10 protein-coding genes are annotated in these 19813 nt (G+C 46.8%); 7 read left to right on the top strand and 3 right to left on the bottom strand.

All coding sequences use genetic code 11. The features are described 5' to 3' along the window. Window positions 1–11 precede the first annotated feature (11 nt). Entirely contained in the window at window positions 12–734 is a 723-nt protein-coding gene (locus tag ACIDITHRIX25_RS98280) for a VIT1/CCC1 transporter family protein (protein WP_052606022.1), read from the top strand. 1302 nt (window positions 735–2036) lie between these two features. Here the strand turns inward: ACIDITHRIX25_RS98280 and ACIDITHRIX25_RS98275 are convergent. Beyond that, the gene (locus ACIDITHRIX25_RS98275; protein ID WP_201733486.1) at window positions 2037–5297 is read right to left on the bottom strand and encodes an acetyl-CoA carboxylase family protein; all 3261 of its coding nucleotides are present in this window, start codon (window positions 5295–5297) and stop codon (window positions 2037–2039) included. 1157 nt (window positions 5298–6454) lie between these two features. On the opposite strand from ACIDITHRIX25_RS98275, the gene ACIDITHRIX25_RS98270 reads away from it, so the two are divergent. The 5 genes from ACIDITHRIX25_RS98270 to ACIDITHRIX25_RS98250 all read left to right on the top strand — a co-directional run bounded on the left by ACIDITHRIX25_RS98270 (window position 6455) and on the right by ACIDITHRIX25_RS98250 (window position 16423). Next, window positions 6455–8137, top strand: coding sequence for a class I SAM-dependent methyltransferase (locus tag ACIDITHRIX25_RS98270; RefSeq protein ID WP_201733485.1), 1683 nt, complete (start codon window positions 6455–6457; stop codon window positions 8135–8137). Then, window positions 8095–9747 (top strand): glycosyltransferase family 2 protein, encoded by a 1653-nt coding sequence (locus ACIDITHRIX25_RS98265; RefSeq protein WP_201733484.1) that lies wholly within the window; start codon window positions 8095–8097, stop codon window positions 9745–9747. The genes ACIDITHRIX25_RS98270 and ACIDITHRIX25_RS98265 overlap by 43 nt, the downstream gene beginning before the upstream one ends. Window positions 9748–10415: 668 nt before the next feature. Then, window positions 10416–13004: a beta strand repeat-containing protein gene (locus ACIDITHRIX25_RS98260; RefSeq protein WP_201733483.1), complete on the top strand. Its 2589-nt coding sequence runs from the start codon at window positions 10416–10418 to the stop codon at window positions 13002–13004. Window positions 13005–13527: 523 nt separating this feature from the next. Beyond that, window positions 13528–14094, top strand: a complete 567-nt coding sequence (gene dcd, locus ACIDITHRIX25_RS98255; protein ID WP_052604367.1) for a dCTP deaminase — start codon at window positions 13528–13530, stop codon at window positions 14092–14094. A gap of 286 nt (window positions 14095–14380) precedes the next feature. Next, window positions 14381–16423 carry a (Fe-S)-binding protein gene (locus ACIDITHRIX25_RS98250; RefSeq protein WP_201733482.1) on the top strand — a complete coding sequence of 681 codons (2043 nt, stop codon included), beginning with the start codon at window positions 14381–14383 and terminating at the stop codon, window positions 16421–16423. A 652-nt stretch (window positions 16424–17075) separates the two neighbouring features. On the opposite strand, the gene ACIDITHRIX25_RS98245 is transcribed toward ACIDITHRIX25_RS98250, so the two are convergent. Next, complete coding sequence (locus ACIDITHRIX25_RS98245; protein WP_201733481.1) at window positions 17076–17738, bottom strand: DUF4232 domain-containing protein; 663 nt, start codon at window positions 17736–17738, stop codon at window positions 17076–17078. A gap of 400 nt (window positions 17739–18138) precedes the next feature. Beyond that, window positions 18139–18267, bottom strand: a complete 129-nt coding sequence (locus ACIDITHRIX25_RS98240) for a hypothetical protein (protein WP_268749149.1) — start codon at window positions 18265–18267, stop codon at window positions 18139–18141. 477 nt (window positions 18268–18744) lie between these two features. Here ACIDITHRIX25_RS98240 and ACIDITHRIX25_RS98235 point away from each other — a divergent pair, with 477 nt between their 5' ends. Then, window positions 18745–19770, top strand: coding sequence for an IS630 family transposase (locus tag ACIDITHRIX25_RS98235; protein ID WP_201733480.1), 1026 nt, complete (start codon window positions 18745–18747; stop codon window positions 19768–19770). Window positions 19771–19813 lie beyond the last annotated feature (43 nt).

Raw genomic sequence — 19813 nt, 5'->3', positions numbered from 1 at the left:
AAGTCTTAACTATGACTTCTGTCGATGACACTAAAAAACACCACCCAAAGGCCGAGGGCCACAAACTACATAGGGCTGGATGGCTTCGTGCAGCGGTTCTGGGCGCCGACGACGGTATTGTCTCAACTGCTTCGTTGATGATAGGCGTTGCGGCATCTTCAGCCTCCCACAGTGTAATTCTAACTGCAGGCTTTGCTGGATTAGCTGCCGGAGCCATGGCTATGGCAGCTGGAGAATATGTCTCAGTATCGTCCCAGCGAGACGCCGAAGAGGCGGACTTGGCTCGTGAAGCTCACGAACTAGAGCACTATCCAGAGGCCGAACTTCGTGAACTAGCTGGATTTTACATTGAGCGAGGTCTGACCAAAGAGTTAGCCGTTCAAGTTGCGGAAGCTCTTAGCAAGCACGACGCTTTGGGATCTCATGCCCGTGAGGAACTTGGGATACTTGAGATGTCAAAGGCTCGTCCAGTCCAAGCAGCACTGGCCTCAGCCGCTGCATTTGCTTCTGGCGCAGCTTTACCCATTGTGGCTCTGGTGTTGGCTCCATCTAACATTCGAACGATAGTTATCGTTGCGGTGGCTGTAGTAGCTCTGGGAGTCATTGGCTTCTTAGGAGCAACAGTAGGTGGTGCTAAGCCTTGGCGTGCAACTTTGCGCGTTATGATAGGTGGTTCGCTCGCCATGGCGGTTACCGCGGCCGTAGGCGCACTTGTTGGCCATGCGGGCCTTTAAATCGGGATCAATCTGCTTTGAACTTTGATTCTTTCAGGGGGCTTAGCTTCCTGAAAGAATCAGGTACCTCTTTACAGTCTCAAGCGCTGTAACTAGGAAGGCATTGAGGTCTAGTGTTGCCAAGAAGTTTTGCCAAGGAGTGTTATCACCAAACACTCGCAATTAGCCTTTGGATAACTGTTCTTGGGATTTGACGCGTTATTGATTTTGATCTTCATTGGCTTTGATGGGGTCATTTGGTAAATCGGTTTCCTTACTTGGGAATCTATCTTCCAGGTTGTCGCATTTGGTTATCTTTCTTAGGATAGACGAGATGGTTTGACGACAAATTTCATTACTACGACAGCGTTTTTGGCTGTTTCTATTTCAAGAGTTCTTTTGCAAATAACCAGATTGCTTCCCCTAACGGTGCTCAATCGATGGGTCTATCGAATTGCATATGTGCGAAGTCGATAACGATGTCATCGAATATAGGGAATCTTTATTTGTTGAGCCCTGTTTGGGTCGACGAACTAACTTAGACGGTACCGAGAACGGTAAATCTCGAATTGAATGATGAGCTAGATTTTGCTTGCAGAATGGCATCATCTTCTCCTACTCTAGTGAACATTGAACATTGAGCTTTGAGCTTTGAACATTGAGCTCAGTGGAGGTAGGATACAATTTCACCTACATAAGTCAGCCGGTGAATTATGTATTTATCATATTTATCTGGTTGATGCATTATCTGGTCGACTCCTAGCGGTGGAATGGCGTCTCTATTTATGACTTGTATTCGCTCCCTATGGGTTTCTCTACGGAGTTAGACCCCAAGTTATCAAGGAGACTATCTTTAGCTAGGACTTTTATGGAAGATTTTAAGGGTGTTTTGAGAAGGGTAGCCTCCATGCAATCGGACAGCGACCCTCACAACGGCCCATGAAATACTAAGACTAAGTCGCCAGAGCTCAAGGTATCTGAAGCACGGTGACCGTCAATGGCAATTGATACGATCTGATCCATTTCATGCATTAAGGCCAGTTATTATTCGGAGCAATCTAATAGAGGACTAATAGATAGGTGGCCTTGTGGAGATTTAATTGAACTTTTTCATGGGCAGAACTTTTCTATGGGTTGATCTTTTTGGTTCCTTAAACCTTTTGTGTTGTTCATTTTTTTAGGGTCGTTAGTTTTTGAGTTTGACGTCATGTTGACTTGCTTCGGATGAGATTTTCACCGATGGATTCTGAGCCTTGATTAGGATCGTTTAGGGACCGTTTCTCTTTATTCTTTGAATGGCCAAGGTTTCATCGTAGCCAAAGATTAAAGCTGCGAGAGAGTCTTCGAGATTTTGGAACGGGTGTGAGAGGGATCGATAACGTCGTCAATCTCGAAGACGCTAGCCATTGAGATCGCTTTGCCCACCTCATATATTTGTGCCAATAGTTCGTCATATCTGTTTTGACGTGCTATTGGATCCGTGATCGCCTCGAGTTCACGGCGATAGCCAAGGCGAATGGCCCCTTCGAGCCCCATTCCGCCGAACTCCCCACTTGGCCAAGAGACCGTGAGCGCACAGCTTTTGAAGCCTCCACCCGCCATTGCCATTGCTCCAAGGCCGTAGCCCTTTCGTAGGACCACTGTAATGAGAGGGACATTAGCGTTCGCGCCGGCTATGAAGAGGTCTCCAAAGACCTTGACCGCTCCTAGGCGCTCAGAATCGGGGCCCACCATGAATCCAGGGGTATCACAGAGTGAGATAATCGGCAACTTATACGCGCTGCAGAGTGATATAAATCGACTTGCCTTATTGGCAGCATCTACGTCGATCGCCCCACTGAGATGAAGAGGGTTATTTGCCATTACCCCAATCGATCTACCCTCGATCCGAGCTAGATAGGTACGAATACCTACTGCATATTGGCTTCTTAGTTCAATGACTGAATCAAAGTCAAAGATCGTCTTGATAATCGGGTCTATCTCATAAACCCGTAGGCGATTTGGCGGAATAGCTACCCGTAGTTTTCTTTGATCTTGTTCTATGGAATTGTCAGTAATCTTTGGCTTTGAGACAATGGATAAGTATTTTTTAGCCATGGTAATTGCACTTTGCTCATCTGGTACGGCAATATCGATGACTCCGTTTTTCGACTGAGTCTCCATGGGGCCGATATCTCCTGGTGCAACTACCCCAAGGCCACCACCTTCAATCATGGCTGGACCACCCATTCCAATGCTTACGTCGTCAGTTGCGATGATGACGTCGCCACAGCCGGCCAATGCTGCATTTCCAGCAAAGCAATAGCCAGAGACGATCGCGATAATTGGTACCACTTTGGAGAGAGAGGCAAATAGGAAGAAGGTATTTAAATCTAGACCCGCAATTTGAGAGGTGTCACTATCGCCTGGCCGCCCACCGCCTCCCTCGGCAAAGAGGACAATAGGAAGTAGTCTTTCTCTGGCAATTTCAAGGATTCGATCGAGTTTTCTATGGTTTTGAAGGCCTTGGGTTCCGGCCAGGACCGTGTAGTCATAGGAGATGACCACGCATGAGGTGTTATCGATTTTTCCGATTCCTGTAATAATGCCATCGGCTGGAGTGTTCTTTATTAAATCATCGAGGTCTCGACGTCTTCTCTGTGCGGCAATTGCTAGTGCCCCATATTCAATAAAAGAGCCTTGATCACATAGATCATCGATGTTTTCGCGAGCCGTTCGACGCATTTTTGAGTGACGTTTTTCAACTACTTCGATCCGATGTTGGTCAAGAGTTAGGTTGTGCCGGTCAATGACCTCTTTTAGGTCGTCTCGAATTTCATCTAGGTCTATCTCTGTTACCTCTAAGGTTTCACCAAGCTTGAGCTCTTCGTCTATTGATCCAATAAGGACAATCGGATCACCGATTCGAAGCTCGTCTCCAACGCTGACAAATATCTGCTCAATTCTTGCTGGTGTCGGAATTAATACGAGGTGGTGCATCTTCATTGATTCAATTACCGCAATAGCCTGCGATGCCTTTATCTGTTCACCTGGGAAAACCAGCATCTCCACTACTACCCCAGTGATCTTTGCACTTATTAGACTTTGATTCTCTGAAATAAAAAGAGGTGTTGGGTCGATCTCCTTCGCCTTTGCATCATCGAATGCTTTTGTCTTTTTGATGTCGGACTGCAGCTGAGCGGCGCGGTGAAGGAGGCGGGCTCTATATTTGTCGAAGAAGTCTGTAGTGGCAATACCATTTCGAAATTCCGGCGTCTCCAAAATGGCACATAGGAGCATTTGGTCAGTGTCAATAGGTTGGATCGAAAGCCTCGAAAGGCTACGGACCATTCCTTTGGCCAACTCGGCCAAGGTCACATCTTTGTCTGTCAGAATCATCTTGGCTATCAATGAGTCGTAGCGTGAACTAATGTGACACCCTTGTGTGAGATTGCTCTCCATTCGAATTCCACGCCCGCTAGGAAAGTTCAGGTATTGAACTATGCCAGACGAATGTGTTGTTTGTCCTTCTATTGAAAGTGCTTCAGCGCAGATTCTCACCTCAATCGAGAGGCTCTTGGGCGGCTCAATCTGATCAGGTCGCATTCGAATCTGAGAGAGGCGGGCGCCACCAGCGATTTTGATAGCAGCTGCCACCAGGTCGACCCCAAGGATCTCTTCGGTTATGCAATGTTCGACTTGGATTCGAGGGTTGGCTTCGATAAAGTAGACTTTGTCTTCGTGGACCAGAAATTCAATGGTTGCAAGGCCCATCAGTTTGAGATGCTTGCCAATCGCCACGCTGTATTCGAAGAGTTTTTTTCGAATCTCGTCTTTGACTGTGATAGCTGGAGCTATCTCAATTAACTTCTGATGATTTCTCTGTAAGCTGCAATCTCGATCATATAGATGAGAGACCCGCCCACTTCCATCTCCGATTAGTTGTACCTCGATGTGTTTTGCTTCTTCGATTAGTTCTTCGAAATAGAGGTCTCCACTTAGAAAGTTGGCCTTTGCCTCATTGGAAGCTTGGTCAAAGACGATCTTTGCGTCGTCGCCGGGTCGAATTATTCGAAGGCCTTTTCCACCACCTCCGCTGATTGCCTTTAAAATTAGAGAGGCATTTGAACTCTCTAGTCTGGATTGAACTTCGCTCAAGGTAGTTGGGCCATCGCTACCGGGAACCGTGGGAACTCCAAGCATCTTTGCGAGACGGCGACTAGCGGCTTTGTCTCCAAGGAGTTCGAGCGTCTCAACACTGGGACCTATGAAGGTTACGCCGTTTTCTAAACACAACCTCGCAAAGGTTGGACTTTCGGATAAAAAGCCATATCCAGGATGAATGGCGTCACATTGATTTTCTAGTGCCGCTAATACAATGGCTTCTGACTCTAAATAGGCTGCTGCTCCTGAATTTTGGGATAGCGCAATAGAGCTAGCCCCATAGTTTTGGGCGATCTCTTTTTCGTCTAGCGCGACGTAGGCAATAGTGTCGATCCCTAAATTGTTTGTGCTTTGGATGATGCGCCGTGCAATCTCGCCTCTATTGGCTACAAGAACTCGTTTGATTGTCATAGATTCTCCACCGCCGATTTCTCTATTCATTTCAATCATGGATCTTTGTTCAAAGTGTATTTTGTTCCATTGAGACCAAGCTACGATACATTAGGATCCCGGTTGAAACTGTTTTTATGTTTGTTCGAATTTTTGATTGACCATTTGTGGCTCTTTTGGAGATCGGTGACTCTTTTGCAGAGATCTAAGTTCGCAGACACAGTTTTTTTGTGAAGGACAACTCGATACAGCGGAAATTGAATTGGACTATCGAAACCTTAGCCTCTGCCGTTGAATTTTAGGGGTGACATGGCGATGACTGGCCCTTGGATTTGAGCAGTAATGGTTGAGCGGTGACTAGTTGAGTAGCATTGGTGTGCCGAATCGTACCATCGAAGGTGATATGGGCGACATGATGTTTATCTGGCCCGGTGTTTATCTGGCCCGGCGGTTATCTATGGTGATTGAGATTTTGTTCTCGGCGAACCGTTGAACTAATTCGCTTTTCTAAGGTTAATCGCGATTCTTCAGGGCGATGATATTTTGTGGCGGTCGCTACTGGTGCCCAGCTTTTGTCAGTAGGTTTCCAGGATTAATTTAAGGACTTATCCCTGTGTGGTTCTTAGAACTTTAGTTCGTGTTTCAGGTTATTACCTTGTGTTGTGAACTCATATGTAGCCAAGGTGATCGCCTAGTTGGCTGTGATGGTTGACTTTGCAAAGCAACGATAGAGAAGTTTTAGGGAGCTCTTGAGAAGGGGATCGCTTTTTGGCTAGAAATCAAGATAACTTGGGTGTGATCCCAATCGCTAAACAAGCTGGACAAAACCGACATTGCAATTCGCTCTAATTTATGCTGGGTGCCATGGATAAAGCAACAAGACGAAGATTTTTCCCTGAAGCGAGATATATTTTTGTTTGTTGATCTAGACATTTTTCAATGGTCAAAGATTGATCGGTGCTAACGCGGTGTGTTGCAACTATCTTTGGTAGTTGATCATCGATCGGCTATTGCATTTCCAGTCAGTTGGACTAGAGGGTTCAAGGTGTTACGGGAGCGATCCAAATGTGTCAGTACGCCCTTCAACTTTTGCTAGGGCTAGGATTAGTGGTACTTACATCAATTTAAATTAGAAGGGTTCGTCTGGCAACGTCATGGAGAGCGATCTCATCTTGGCCAGAAGTTCTGATTTTAGGGAGTTTTCAGACGTGACAAGCGGATCAATGGACAGATATAATTGGCTGAATCCAAGCATCTTTAAAGTTCCCGACAGATTGACCGAAATTCCTGGGTGGCATGGCCATATTCCCTTTGCATTGTGGGTAATTGAAGCAGTCAAACCACGATTGTTTGTTGAACTTGGCACTCATAAGGGTGACTCTTATTCTGCTTTTTGTCAAAGTGTCAGCGAACTAGGTCTTCCCACTGCTTGCTATGCCGTCGATTCCTGGGAAGGTGACGAGCATTCGGGTTTGTATGGCGATGAGATTTTCGCTGAGCTGTCAGCGTATAACCAAAGAAAATTCGGTGGTTTTTCTACACTCCTTCGAATGTATTTTGACAATGCCCTTTCATACTTTGACGATGGCACTATCGACTTGCTTCATGTAGATGGGTACCATTCCTACGAGGCTGTAAAGGTTGACTTTGACAAATGGGTCAGCAAGCTCTCATCTCGAGGGGTCGTTCTCTTTCACGATATAGTCGTAAGAGAACGAGACTTTGGCGTTTGGAAGTTTTGGGATGAAGTCAAGACCCGCTATCCAAGCATTGAGTTCACTCATTCGAATGGATTGGGCGTTCTAGCGGTCGGTCCGGAAGTGCCACCTGTTTTGGCAGACCTCATAAGGTCTTATCAGGAGTACCCTTCGAGTGTCTTAGGACTCTTTCAATCACTTGGAGCGCGATGTCAACAGATAAGCGAAAAAGATCGGTTGAATGCCGAACAAAGAGATCTACAGGCTCGTCTCTTCCAAGAACAAAGTCGTAGCGCGGAAGCAAATCGACAATATAGCGAATTGATCGATGAGATGTACTTTGTCAGTAGTGACTTGGCCGAGCATAAAGTACTCGCTGATCGGCTCACCGAGGAGATTAAAGATCTTAGGGCTTCTCTGGCGGCTGAGCAGGAACTCAACTACTCAGTTTCAATGCAAATCGGACGAGCAGTTGAGGAAAAGACCGAGGTTCTAAATTCCGAGGCGTGGCGCATTACAGCGCCCCTTCGATATTCAATAATATCTATCAGACGCTTAATGGGTTGGCGTCGTTTTTTATCGATGACGAATCCGAAGTTAAAGCCCCTCCAAGGCGTAGTTTCGAGTGGCTTGGCCGGTAAATCCATCGCACTTGGTGGACAGGTGCGATATTCGATTGAACCACCTCTACCGTTGCCAGGCTGGTATCAGCTAGAGGTCGAGATAGAGACTTTGGTTGGTACGGAAAATCTTCGCGGCTATGTTATCGCTGAGACCAATAATTTTGATCGCTATAGCCAACAGGTTCCTTCTCGAAGAATTGGTCAGCAGTTAGAGATCCAATTTCACTTCAATTCTACGATAACTCGCTTAGAACTTGTCGTTATGGGCTTTACCGGAGAATTCCAACTGAAGGAAGTCCGACTGCGTCCGATTTTGGGAGTCCCAAATCATCGAATCGCTCGAATCTTTGGTCCTCTTATTGGAAATGTTTTGTTGTCGGAGCTGCCCGAAATTCAAAACCAGCAAGAACTTTTGAGTGACGAAAGTAACTATATAAAGTGGATTGAGAATTCTGAGCGCATTGACGAAGGCGATCGTCAGGCGATTTTGGACGAAATAGCAGCGTTTCAAAAAAGCCACTCATTAGCGTGGTTATTCCATCCTACAATACCCCAATCGATCACTTTGTAACAGCAATCGAGTCTGTTAGAGCACAGATCTATCCAAATTGGGAGTTGTGCATCTCAGATGATGCATCTAGCGACGCTCGAATCAAGACATTGATTGAGCGCTATGTCGCATCGGACAAGCGAATTAAAGCGCATTATCGAGAGCAGAATGGCGGAATTTCAGTTAACACTAATGATGCCATCTCGCTAGCGACAGGCGAATACTTGGCATTTTTAGATGCCGATGATGAGATCTCTGAGTTCGCCCTCTTTTATGTTGCTAGGGAACTGCAAAAATCGTCTGGGCTTGAGTTGATCTATAGCGACGAGGATAAGATCACCGGAACCGGCAATCGTTTCGAAGCCTATTTCAAACCTACTCTCTCTCCAGAACTGCTTTTGTCTAAGAATTACATAAATCATCTCAGCGTCGTAAAGACTTCAACTCTGCGACGTTTAGGTGGGTTGCGGCCGGCTTACGATGGTGCTCAAGATTGGGACTTTCTTCTCAGATTGCTCAGCGAAATTGGAAATGACCTCTCCTTATCGAAGAGAATACCAAGAGTCCTCTACCATTGGAGGAGTCTGCCTTCTCCGACATCGACTGGATCTGAGGTAAAAACTTACGCGCTCGAAGCGGGGCGTAATGCAGTGAAGACTTATTTAGATAACATTGTTCCAGGTTGTGAGGTTGTTGCCTCGGCGGGAGCAAAAGCAATAAATAGGGTAGTTTTTCCGATTCCTAATTCGACTCCACTCGCCTCTGTCCTAATTACAACTGCTGGTGGTTATTCAGTGATAAGGGCATGTCTAGATAGTCTATTTGGAAAAACTACCTATTCGAATTATGAAGTTGTTCTGCGGGTAGATTCAAATGTGGCGCTATCGCCGAGAACGACCATGTATTTGGATTCCTTGACCACAAGACATCGATTTTCTTATCACCTAAGCATGCGACGTGCTGACGCTGGTTTTAATTATTCGGTCGCTGTGAATGCTCTCGCGAAGATATCAAAGGGAGATATTTTAGTCTTTCTCAACGACGATACCGAGATCATCGAAGGCGAATGGCTAAGTGAGATGGTCTCAGTTCTGTCCGTGCCGGGCGTAGGCGCTGTTGGTGCTCATCTTCTTTATCCTAGTGGCCAAATTCAGCACGGCGGTGTGCTTGTTGGAATGGGCGGGGTGGCAGGACACTTGTACCACCTGCATCAAGATGGAAGTCACGGTTATTTCAATGATCTCTTTGCCCTTAGAAATGTCAGCGCTGTTACTGGTGCATGTCTTGGGGTGCACCGTGATATCTATCTTAAGGTTGGAGGTTTCAACGAGGAACGACTGGGAATAGCTTTCAATGATACCGATTTTTGCATGAAAGTGCTTTCGAGCGGTTATCGAATTGTGCAGGATCCGAATGTCAGACTCGTGCACAAAGAGTCGATAACTCGAGGATATGAAGATACCACCGCTAAAAAGCGTCGCTTCAACTCTGAAATAGCGTACCTTCGCGCGACTTGGATGAAATACATCGAAGACGACCCATTTTATAATCCGAATCTTAGCAGAAATGGCACTTTTGAGACCGAGTCGGTTAGCCGAGTTCGAGAGATGGATAGAAAATTGGCTAAGTGATTCTCCCGGAGAGTCGTTAGGTGCTCTTACGGAGTTCCGACATCACTCATTGCTCTTAGGTGCACTTGCTCTGAAGGTAAATTCAGTATTTCTCGTATTTTTAACTGTATACACGTCTACGAATAAGCCGGGAGGACTTGACACTCAAAGACTTTTGTTTTTGGAGTTGCCTTTCTATAGTTCGTTGAGGGTGATTAGCTCGGAATTGGGGAGAGCGCTCGACTCCTTGATAGTAGCAACGGAACCTCTATGGTTGTCCAGTAGTTTCTCTTTCCCCGTCGATAAATCTGACTCCGCAGATCAACAGAGTCAGATTTATCGACCCTTTGAGTTTTCGCCACGATTGCTATGAATGCACTTGGGCAATCGTTTTTGTGAATTTGAATGAAGGATTGACCTAAATCAGGAGTAAAGGTTGAGGTTTTCAAAGGATTTTGGATTAATTAGGAGGAATTTCGCATTTGTATTGAGAAATTTGGCACCATTGGCGGGAAGTAGGTGCTAGATTATCTTTCGATCAGCTAGATCCATACGTCTAAGATTACACTTGGTGTAGGTGAAGTAGATCAGAGTGTTCTGGCTCCCATGTCTGGGAATACTCTGGAAAAGATGGCTTTTGGCCTTTACAGAGCTAGACAAAAAAAAGTGCAGGAGGAAGTGGAGAGGATATGAACAAATTGAAATTTGATAACTCTAATACCGAGGAGGGTGGATTGTCCCGACGAACAGGATCATTTACTAAGAGATTTTTAGCTATGACTGGTGCTACGGCGCTAGTAGTTGGTGGCGTAGGCTCGGTCTTTATTGGTGCAACAGCTGCATCGGCCGCAACGACGATTAATACTTCAAACTATATAGTTGGTTCGCAAGTTACCGGCTTGTCAGTAGGATTGTCAAATCTAACAGCTGGTAGCAATACAGTTTATACTACGTCATTTGTGGCTACTGACGGAGTCGGAACTGCAGGAACGATCACCCTTAAGCTAACGGGTGGCACTACGGTCCAAGCAATCGCCGCCTCCACTCCTTCGGTTGCGATAACGAGTGGTGGAAATACGGTTGTTGCAACGAGCAGCATTACCTACGCGAGTGGTGTTACTACAGGTGTTACTACAGTAGCCATCAAGCTTCCAGCCGGCGCCTCAATTGCGGCTGGCTCGGCTGTTTCTATGACCTTCACCACGGCCAATGATGCAGCGGGGACATATACTGCAACGCTAGCGGACTCGGTTGATTCCGTTTACGCCACGGCAGCGAATACGTTTACGGTCGCTACTGCCGCCCCCGCCGCGACGACAGATTCATTGTCGAGTCCGGTCTTGGGCGGACCAACCAAACTCACAGTTGGAAACGTGGAGCTGTATTCTACTACGGCCCCGGCTGCTACTACTTCAAGTTGGACCGCAGCGAGTTTCCCGATTGGGACTGTCCTTACTTTAGGATTGCCCAACGGTACTTTCACCTCGACGGCAACTGACTATACGATCACCGTTACTAACTCAGCAGGTACCGTTATAAGTACAACTAACCCAACATCAGCTACTGCTGGTACGAATAATGTTGACTTGGTTGTCAGTACGGCCATTCCAGCTGGCGACTATGTGTCGATTTCGGCTGCAAATGTACTCAATCCGGGGACTGGGACAACCGTTACTCCTACATTGACGCCAGCACCAACCACGGGTACTGACTGGTTGACCGGTGCAGGTGGAGGGGCAGCTCCTACCACAAGCAACGCTACCTTTAGTGCACTGTCTCTTGGTTCTCCAACTGCAGTTACAGCTTTGGCTGTAACGCCAGCTAGCGCAACCACGGGTGCTTCGACCTCCTACTCGGTTGGCTTCAAAGCCGTTTCGGCCCTTTCGACAAGTCAGCTGGTTCACGTAACCTTAGCTAGTGGAACTGTGCTCGGAACAAGTGCTTACTTTGTTGATACGACAGCCGGCACTTCTGGTCCGGCCACTGTAGTTCCAGGTGTTGGTGCGGCCGCAAATACAGGAACGGTTTCGGTGCCAACTGCCGTAACAGCAGGTGATAGTATTTCCATCACGTTGTTGGGCGTAACTAACCCGAGCGCCGCTGGTTCGGATTCCGCGTCTGTCTATACGGATAGTGACACGATTTCAACTTCAGCTAGCTATTCGCTAACCGCAGCTTCGACAACAACCTCGACCCCTACCGTTACGTTGAGCAGTTCCTTGGCAGGTGGAGCGTCGACATATACGATTTCTAATGTTTCGGCTTCCGCAGCATTTCCAGTCGGCGTATCGTCAACAACACCACAGATAGGCCTCTACTTCCCTACAGGAACAGGGTTGCCGACGGCTACTTCTCAGTATACGATCACTGACTTGACTAATTCGAGTGGCACTGGGGCTCCAGCAACGGTTACGGTTGACACCACTGTGGCTGGTGATACGGGTGTGACTTTGACCGTGAGCAAGGCGATCGCACAAGGCGATCAGTTGAAGATCGCGATCTCTAACGTGATCAACCCAGCTGCTGGTACGGACGTGGCCACATTGTCCGGTCTCGTTGCATCGACAGTTTCAGTTGCGCCAACATTTCCAACTACTGCAATGACCTATCCAAACGGCGCGTTCGTTCAGTCTGGTGCTCAGATTGACGTTATTGCCGGCGGAATTGGGTTCGGAATCTCAACCCAAGCTGCTTTTGGACAGCTACAGGCGATGAATCCTGCTTCAGTTGTTACTGGAACATTCCCAACCGCAACGGGTCCAAGGGCTGGTACTTTGATACAGGTTGCTGGCTCTGCTGGTATCTGGGTTGTGGGTACTGATGGTAAGATCTACCAGTTCTCTAGCGCATCGCAGTTTATGGCTGATGGATATTCGCCAATGCAAGTTGTAGAAGTTCCAAGTTCGGGTGGTTTGACCGCAGGTACTGGAGTTCCTCCAACGGCAGCGACCACGATGGCTGACGGTTCGATTCAGAACTTCGGCGGAACGTTCTACGTTTACGATGGTGGTCACGCATTCGGAATTTCTACACAAGCTCAAGCGGCTGCTGTAGAGGCATCGACGGGTTCAACTGTTATTACTGGATCCGGTTCGGCTCCAGCAAGTTCGACTATTGCTGACGGTTCTCTTATCCAGCCAGTAGGCTCAGCTGGAATCTACGTTACCTCTGGAGGCAGTGCCAACCAGTTCAATAGCGGAACACAGTTGAGGGCCAATGGCTACACAGGAATGTATGTAGTTGCGGTTCCTTCGCTAGGATCCGTTACAGTAGCGTAAGTTCTATCAATATATCTAATAGTTAGTTGACCTCAGGGGGGTGTGCGGTTATGTCGCACGCCCCCCTGTTTCTCTATTGGGGTAGAGAAATTTATCACGCGGGTCTCATTGTATGGCGGAGATGTTTGGCGAGTTTTGGCTTCTAAGACGATGCTTTGGTTGTAGTAGTCATGGAGAGCGGATTGGTTTGCCATTGAATAGCCCAGCGTTAGGTAATTGCTCAAATGGATTATTACAGCTACGACAAGGATGATCCTATTGTCTGTCCTTAGTATCACAGGTTCGTTACCTTAGAGGCTGATTTAGATAAGGGCCAAGGCAGCACAGTTGAATCTGTCATGAGATTGACTTAGATTGGCCAGATTGACCTAGGGTTCCCCTCCTAAGGGGGTCAGCTTGTCGGCCTCCCCTCCTCGCACCAAGAGCCTTCTAAGCTTTTTGATCTGTCTTTAGCCCTTAAATGAATCAAAAGTTCCCCCGACCTCGTTCGTCAGTGCAATCTCTCTTACTATCGTTATTTTGTATGATTCTTTCCGATCGCACCATACGCTCTGAGATTGAGGCTGGACGAATAGTAGTTGACCCATTGGGTGAAAATGCAATTCAACCCTCATCTATAGATCTACGTGTCGATCGCTTCTTTCGTATCTTTCGCAACCATGTAGCTAAGGTGATCGACCCACGTGTTGAACAAAAGGATCTAACTGAAGTTATCGAGGTAGATCCCGATGGTCTTTTTATCTTGCATCCAGGTGAATTTGTCCTAGGCTCAACTCTTGAGCGCATTGGAATCCCAGACAACTTAGTAGGCCGCCTGGAAGGAAAATCATCCCTTGGCCGTCTTGGCCTTTTGATTCACTCAACCGCCGGCTTTGTCGATGCTGGCTTTAGTGGCAATATCACCTTGGAACTCTCCAATGTAGCCAATCTCCCAATAACTGTCTATCCAGGTATGAAGATCGGACAGATCAGCTTTCTGGAGATGACAACCCCAGCCCTTATCCCATATGGCTCTAAGAGCCTTGGTTCTAAGTACCAAAATCAAAGCGGCCCAACTCCATCTATGAGCCATAAGAACTTCGAAGAATAACCATCTTCGCCATCGACTGTTATTTTTTTTGGGGGGGTGACTGCGTCAGCCATCTATGAGCCATAAGAACTTCGAAGAATAACCATCTATAGAGTTGGCAGATTTGTTACTTGGTGGTAACATTAGTTTTTGCCTATTTTATGACTGCTCTTTCCTCTAATCTATTTGGATGTTCCACCAATTGGATACTTTTGCCAATTGGTTGTTTCAAACTAAATGGCGACTAAATGACGAAATGAGCACTCGTTAGAATCTTTTGGCACCGATGAAGATCCCTGGAGGCTAGATGCGTCTAATCGTTGGATTAGTAATTACTGTGGCTGCATTGGCCATAGCTCTAAATAGAGCGCTATTTATTATGAAGTTGGTGAGATCTGGAGCTAAAGCCCCAAATCGCTCATCAACCATAGCTTCTCGAATTTCAACTGAACTCACAGAGGTACTTGGTCAACGAAAGCTCCTCGCCAAGACAATCCCAGGAATTGCACACTTCTTTACCTTCTGGGGATTTACCATTTTGATCGCAACGATCATAGAGGCATATGGAGCTCTCTTTCAATCCAACTTCGCCATTCCACTGATTGGCCATGACTCATGGCTTGGCTTTATCGAAGACTTCTTCTCTGTAGCTGTCTTAGTCTCTTTGGTCGTCTTTTCAATAATCAGAGTGATAAATGCACCTAAGAAAAAGGCTAAAGCATCTCGCTTTTATGGATCACATAACTCTGCAGCATGGCTAGTACTGGCGGGAATAGCCCTAGTTGTCATAACCCTATTGGTCTATCGAGCCGCTCAAGTAAATACAGGTGACTTCCCCTATTCCAACTTCGCATTTGCAAGCCACCTAATCGCTAACGCCCTAGCACCCCTGGGCCATTCAGCCAACAGTGCAATTGAGACCATCTTCTTATTGGGTAACATCGCCATCATCATGGGCTTTTTGGTCTTTGTCACCTACTCCAAGCACCTACACATCTTCGTAGCTCCAATCAACATCGCATTCTCTCGACGTCCCAAGGCACTAGGTGCCCTAGATAAGACACCTAACATGGACCCAGAAGAGCTAAGTGAAGACAGCGTCTTTGGCGTAGGCAAGATAGAGGACTTCTCCTGGAAGCAACTGCTAGATCTAGTAACTTGTACAGAATGTGGTAGATGCCAAGAACAGTGTCCCGCCTGGAATACACAAAAGCCCCTCTCTCCCAAACTCCTTATCATGGATCTAAGAGAGCACCTCTTTGAATCCTCCCAGCGCCTATTGACAACCGCTGGAACCACTCAACTTCTTGAAGAACCCAAGATGCTGGTCCCAAGTGTCATAGATCCAGATGTCCTGTGGTCTTGTACCACCTGTGGAGCTTGTGTTGAAGCTTGTCCTGTAGATATAGAACACATCGATGCAATTGTAGATATGCGTCGTTACCAAGTTCTAATGGAGAGCGACTTCCCAAGTGAAGCCCAAGGCATGCTCCGTAACATAGAAAACCAAGGAGACCCATGGGGCCTTGGCTCTTCTCATCGAGGAGATTGGGTATCAGAACTTGACTTTGAAGTCCCAATAATCACCAATGAGATCCCTGAGGATATCGAATACCTCTTTTGGGTTGGCTGTGCTGGAGCACTAGATGAAAGAGCTAGAAAGGTCACCCAATCGATTGCTCGCCTACTTCATAGATCTGGAGTCACCTTTGCAATACTTGCAAAGAAAGAGAGCTGCACCGGTGATCCAGCTCGAAGACTAGGCAACGAATACCTCTATCAAAGCCAAGCAATGACCAACATAGAGACCCTAAATTCAGCCAAAGCCAAAAAGATCATAGCCTCTTGCCCCCACTGCTTTAATTCCTTAGCCAATGAATATCGTGGCCTAGGTGGCAACTACGAAGTCATCCATCACACCCAACTACTCAAAGAGCTAGTAGATGCCAAAGCACTAGTTCCAACCATTACCCAAGATGCCAAAGTAACCTATCACGACCCATGTTACCTAGGTCGCCACAACAACATCTACGAAGAACCAAGAAGTGTCCTTGGATCGCTTCCAGGACTGTCGTCTGTTGAGATGCACAAGCATAAAGAAAAGGGCTTTTGCTGTGGTGCCGGTGGAGCTCGCATGTGGCTAGAAGAAAAGATCGGCAAGAGAGTAAATGTAGAACGCATGGATCAAGCCCTAGAGATGGATCCAGATATGGTATCTACAGCATGCCCCTACTGCATGATCATGCTCGATGACGCAGTCAAGGCCAAGATCGCCGATGGTGGAGCCAAAGAAGGTGTAGAAGTCCTAGATGTAGCCCAGATCCTCGAGAAGTCACTTGAGGCCAACTAGTGTTTCGCTCACGGAGCTTTTGAGTCTTTGACGTTAGTATTTTTTGGCGGAAATTGTGCCTTGGATTTTGCTTAGGTGTTCTGGTTTTTTTGGTAGTGGTGTTTTTGCGGGATGCTACTGAAGGTTTGTCAGATAAAGGCATATGTTGGTGAGCTTTAGTCCTAGGAGGCTCCGCGGGTTGATAGATAGTTACCTTAGGTGAGTGTTGGCTAGAGGCTATATGCGACAAGTCTGGTAATTGCTACCGGGTGATTGGTAAAGGGTTGTTGTCTGGTTTGCAATTTATCAATTTGCCTGAGCGGCAATGGCCATTGAAAACTGTGGTTGTCTCGACCCGGCACTCTTTCAAGGGGAGTTGTAATTAAGTTGATTGAGGATGGGCTATATATCCAAAAGAGACGCCACGAGTGCTCGAGTGGGTTAAACAGCATATGTTTGATGTGGATCAGGGTGTGTCGTATTATCTGAGGTTCAACGGTTGAGTCTCGGTAAATGAGTTTTTATAAAGGAATCTATCCCTGGTGTTGGAACCAGGGATAGATTCCTTGGATTTAAGGTACCTAAAAATAATCGTTTATGCAATGTGCCAAAGTAATTCTTTCAGTGGCGTACATCTAACTGTTCGTAGTGGTTGGTGGAATTGTTGAGATAGTTAGTATCCTGGGGGAAGCGATGCGATTACCGGTGAGACCGTGACGTCTCCACATTGAAGATTCGCGATGGTCCTACCGCCATAGGGATTGATAATAGCTTTAACGACGTTGAATCCGTAGTCATTTGGTGGTGTGACCTCAATCGAAGCGGATGTGGGGCAGCTTGCACTACCATATCCGGTGCCGTCGGAGTAACCAAGGAGAAAATAGGCGGTTTGGCCGCTTTGGAGAGTGACTTTAGTTACAGGTTCTGAAATTACAGATACTGAATTTCCCCGATGTACATAAGTGGGGATGGAGCCGCCAGCGCTATTGAGCATCTCCAGACCGGGATATCCCTGCATGTAACATTCGGTTGATGCTGAATTAGTCATCGAGAAAGATACGCCGATCGATCCTGCCGCCACAGAGGGGCGGCCCTCGGTGATGGTGAGCTGACTTGGTACACATCGTCCGCCCGCGACTCTTACATCTTTCGGTTTGGTAGTGGTAGTGGTTGGTGGAATTGTTGTCGAGGTAGTGGTTGGTGGAATTGTTGTCGAGGTAGTGGTTGGTGGAATTGTTGTGGTCGTCGCGCTTTGGCCGCTTGAGCCACATGCTCCAAGTAAAAGGCCGAGCGATAGAACCGCCCAACAGGTTCCGATTTGTTTGAATAGCCGCACATTCACCTCTTCTTATTTAGCGTGGGGTATGTTTGCTTAATTTGTCTATGAACCTTATACCTTAGGCGTTCCATCGGTTATTCGTTGTAAGGGGCTGCTAGACGAAGGGTAATAGTGGCAGTTCGTTGCTTGGAGATGTACGTAGCGGCAGAAGTTGATCTCCTGGTGCCGTCGGAAACGGTTTTGTACCAACACCTGCTGGAGCCACTGAAGTACTAGGGGATTGAACCTCCAAAGCCTTATTAGACCTGAAGTTACCGTTAGGGGCTTTTCTCGCGTGACCCATTTGTAATGTAGCCTGATTATTGGTTCGGGGTTGGATTAATAGATTAGATAGTTATTTAGGTTTTTTCAATGATAGCTTCGCAGACGCGGTTTGGGTTAGGTGACGGAGACAAATTCATTCGCAGAATTCATAGGGCACCCGAACTGTCAACTTTTCAGCGTTGTCAGCAAGATTCAGATAGACAACCTTTTGTCGCTGCTCTAGAAAGGTATCTATTATTGGCGATGTCTTTGGTAGTTTCACATTTCAACTTCTCAAATCGTACTCCTTTCCTCCGTGGAAGTATCTTCGTGTTAATGGCCATCGAGAGAGGCTTGATTTTTGCGCGTTTCTCTATTGATTTGACATCTAGCTGGTCCATGTGATTGTTATGGGAGTTTTAATTCCATCGAAGGCATGCGTCAATTAGTAGGTAATTGTTTGGATTTTTGTGTTGCTAGCTTTGTTGGTGACTCATTCTCGTTCGGCTGCTGGTAGCTGAACGAGAATATGTGCTTTAAATAAGCTTTGGTAATTCTAGGAAAGTATGAATCAACTAAGCGCTCGTTGGTTTTTGGATGAATGATTTTAGATCAAACTGCAAGCCTATGAGCTTGGTCCGACCTTGTTTTCGATAGGCTAAACCAAGCTTTCATAGCGAACAAGCTATTCGCATAACACTCTGAAATGCTCCAATGAGCCCTTTTAATTTCTTGTAAGGTGTGTTAATCTTCTCATGACATGCTTACACCCGAGGAACTCGCCACTATTGAAGCATTCATGGCGAAGACTGAAAACATCGACAAATATAAGCGGGCGCTGGCAGTTCTCACCCTTGAAGATGGGAGTCCCCTCAACAGGACAGGCCTCTCTGTCAAGCATGTACAGCGAATTCGACGGTCATTCCGCGGCATTGGCACTGAGGCATTCAAGGACAAGCGCCATAACAACGCTCCGGTACTTCTCTCAAAGTCTCAAAGAGATGAAGTGGCAATCATGCTCACGACTACAACTCCCAATGACCACGGCTATAGCAGTTCCCCGTTTTGGTCAACACGGATCCTGGCTACAGTACTCAAGCGCAGATACGGTGTTCTCTATGCCTCTAGGACTAGCTATTACGTTCTGTTTCGGGAAAGTAAGTTCAGCTTCCATCTGCCGGGCAAACAGTACGAGAAGGCTGATCCACAAGCAGTAGCTGAATGGAAAGACGAGCAGCAAGAACGTCTGAAAGAGGCATTCTCTGATCCAGATACGGTGATTCTCTGTGAAGACGAGATGGTTCTCACTCAGGCGACAACTACTCAGAAAGTGTGGATACCGAAAGGAACCACACCAGCTGTAATTGAGACCAATGGAACCAGAAAGAACCGGAGCATCTATGGGTTTTTGAACCTCAAGACAGGCAAGGAGCATGCATTTGCAACAGAGCGCCAGACTATGCATGAAACAGCGGCCATACTGCTGGCGATCCGCAAGATCTACCCAAGAGAGAAGATTCTGCTTATATGGGATGGGGCAGGATGGCACAGAGGGAGCGTCGCTCAAGAGGCAATTAGGGAGCATCACATCGAAGCAGTCCATTTCCCTCCGTATTCTCCGCAACTCAATCCCCAGGAACACGTTTGGAAGCAAGGGCGCTCTGCTGTAACCCACAATCGCTTCATTCCCAAGATTGAACCAGTCACAAAGGAATTAGTCGACTATCTCAACACGACGACATTCCCATACTCTTTGCTTGATTTCAAGGAGCAAGTCAGAGTGTGAGCTCTATAAATTAGATTCTTCGTTTTTGAGACTTTCATCGCTG

The organism is Acidithrix sp. C25, from assembly GCF_904848545.2.
Note: the sequence above shows the minus strand (reverse complement) of the source record. Positions and strands in the feature narration are given on the sequence as shown.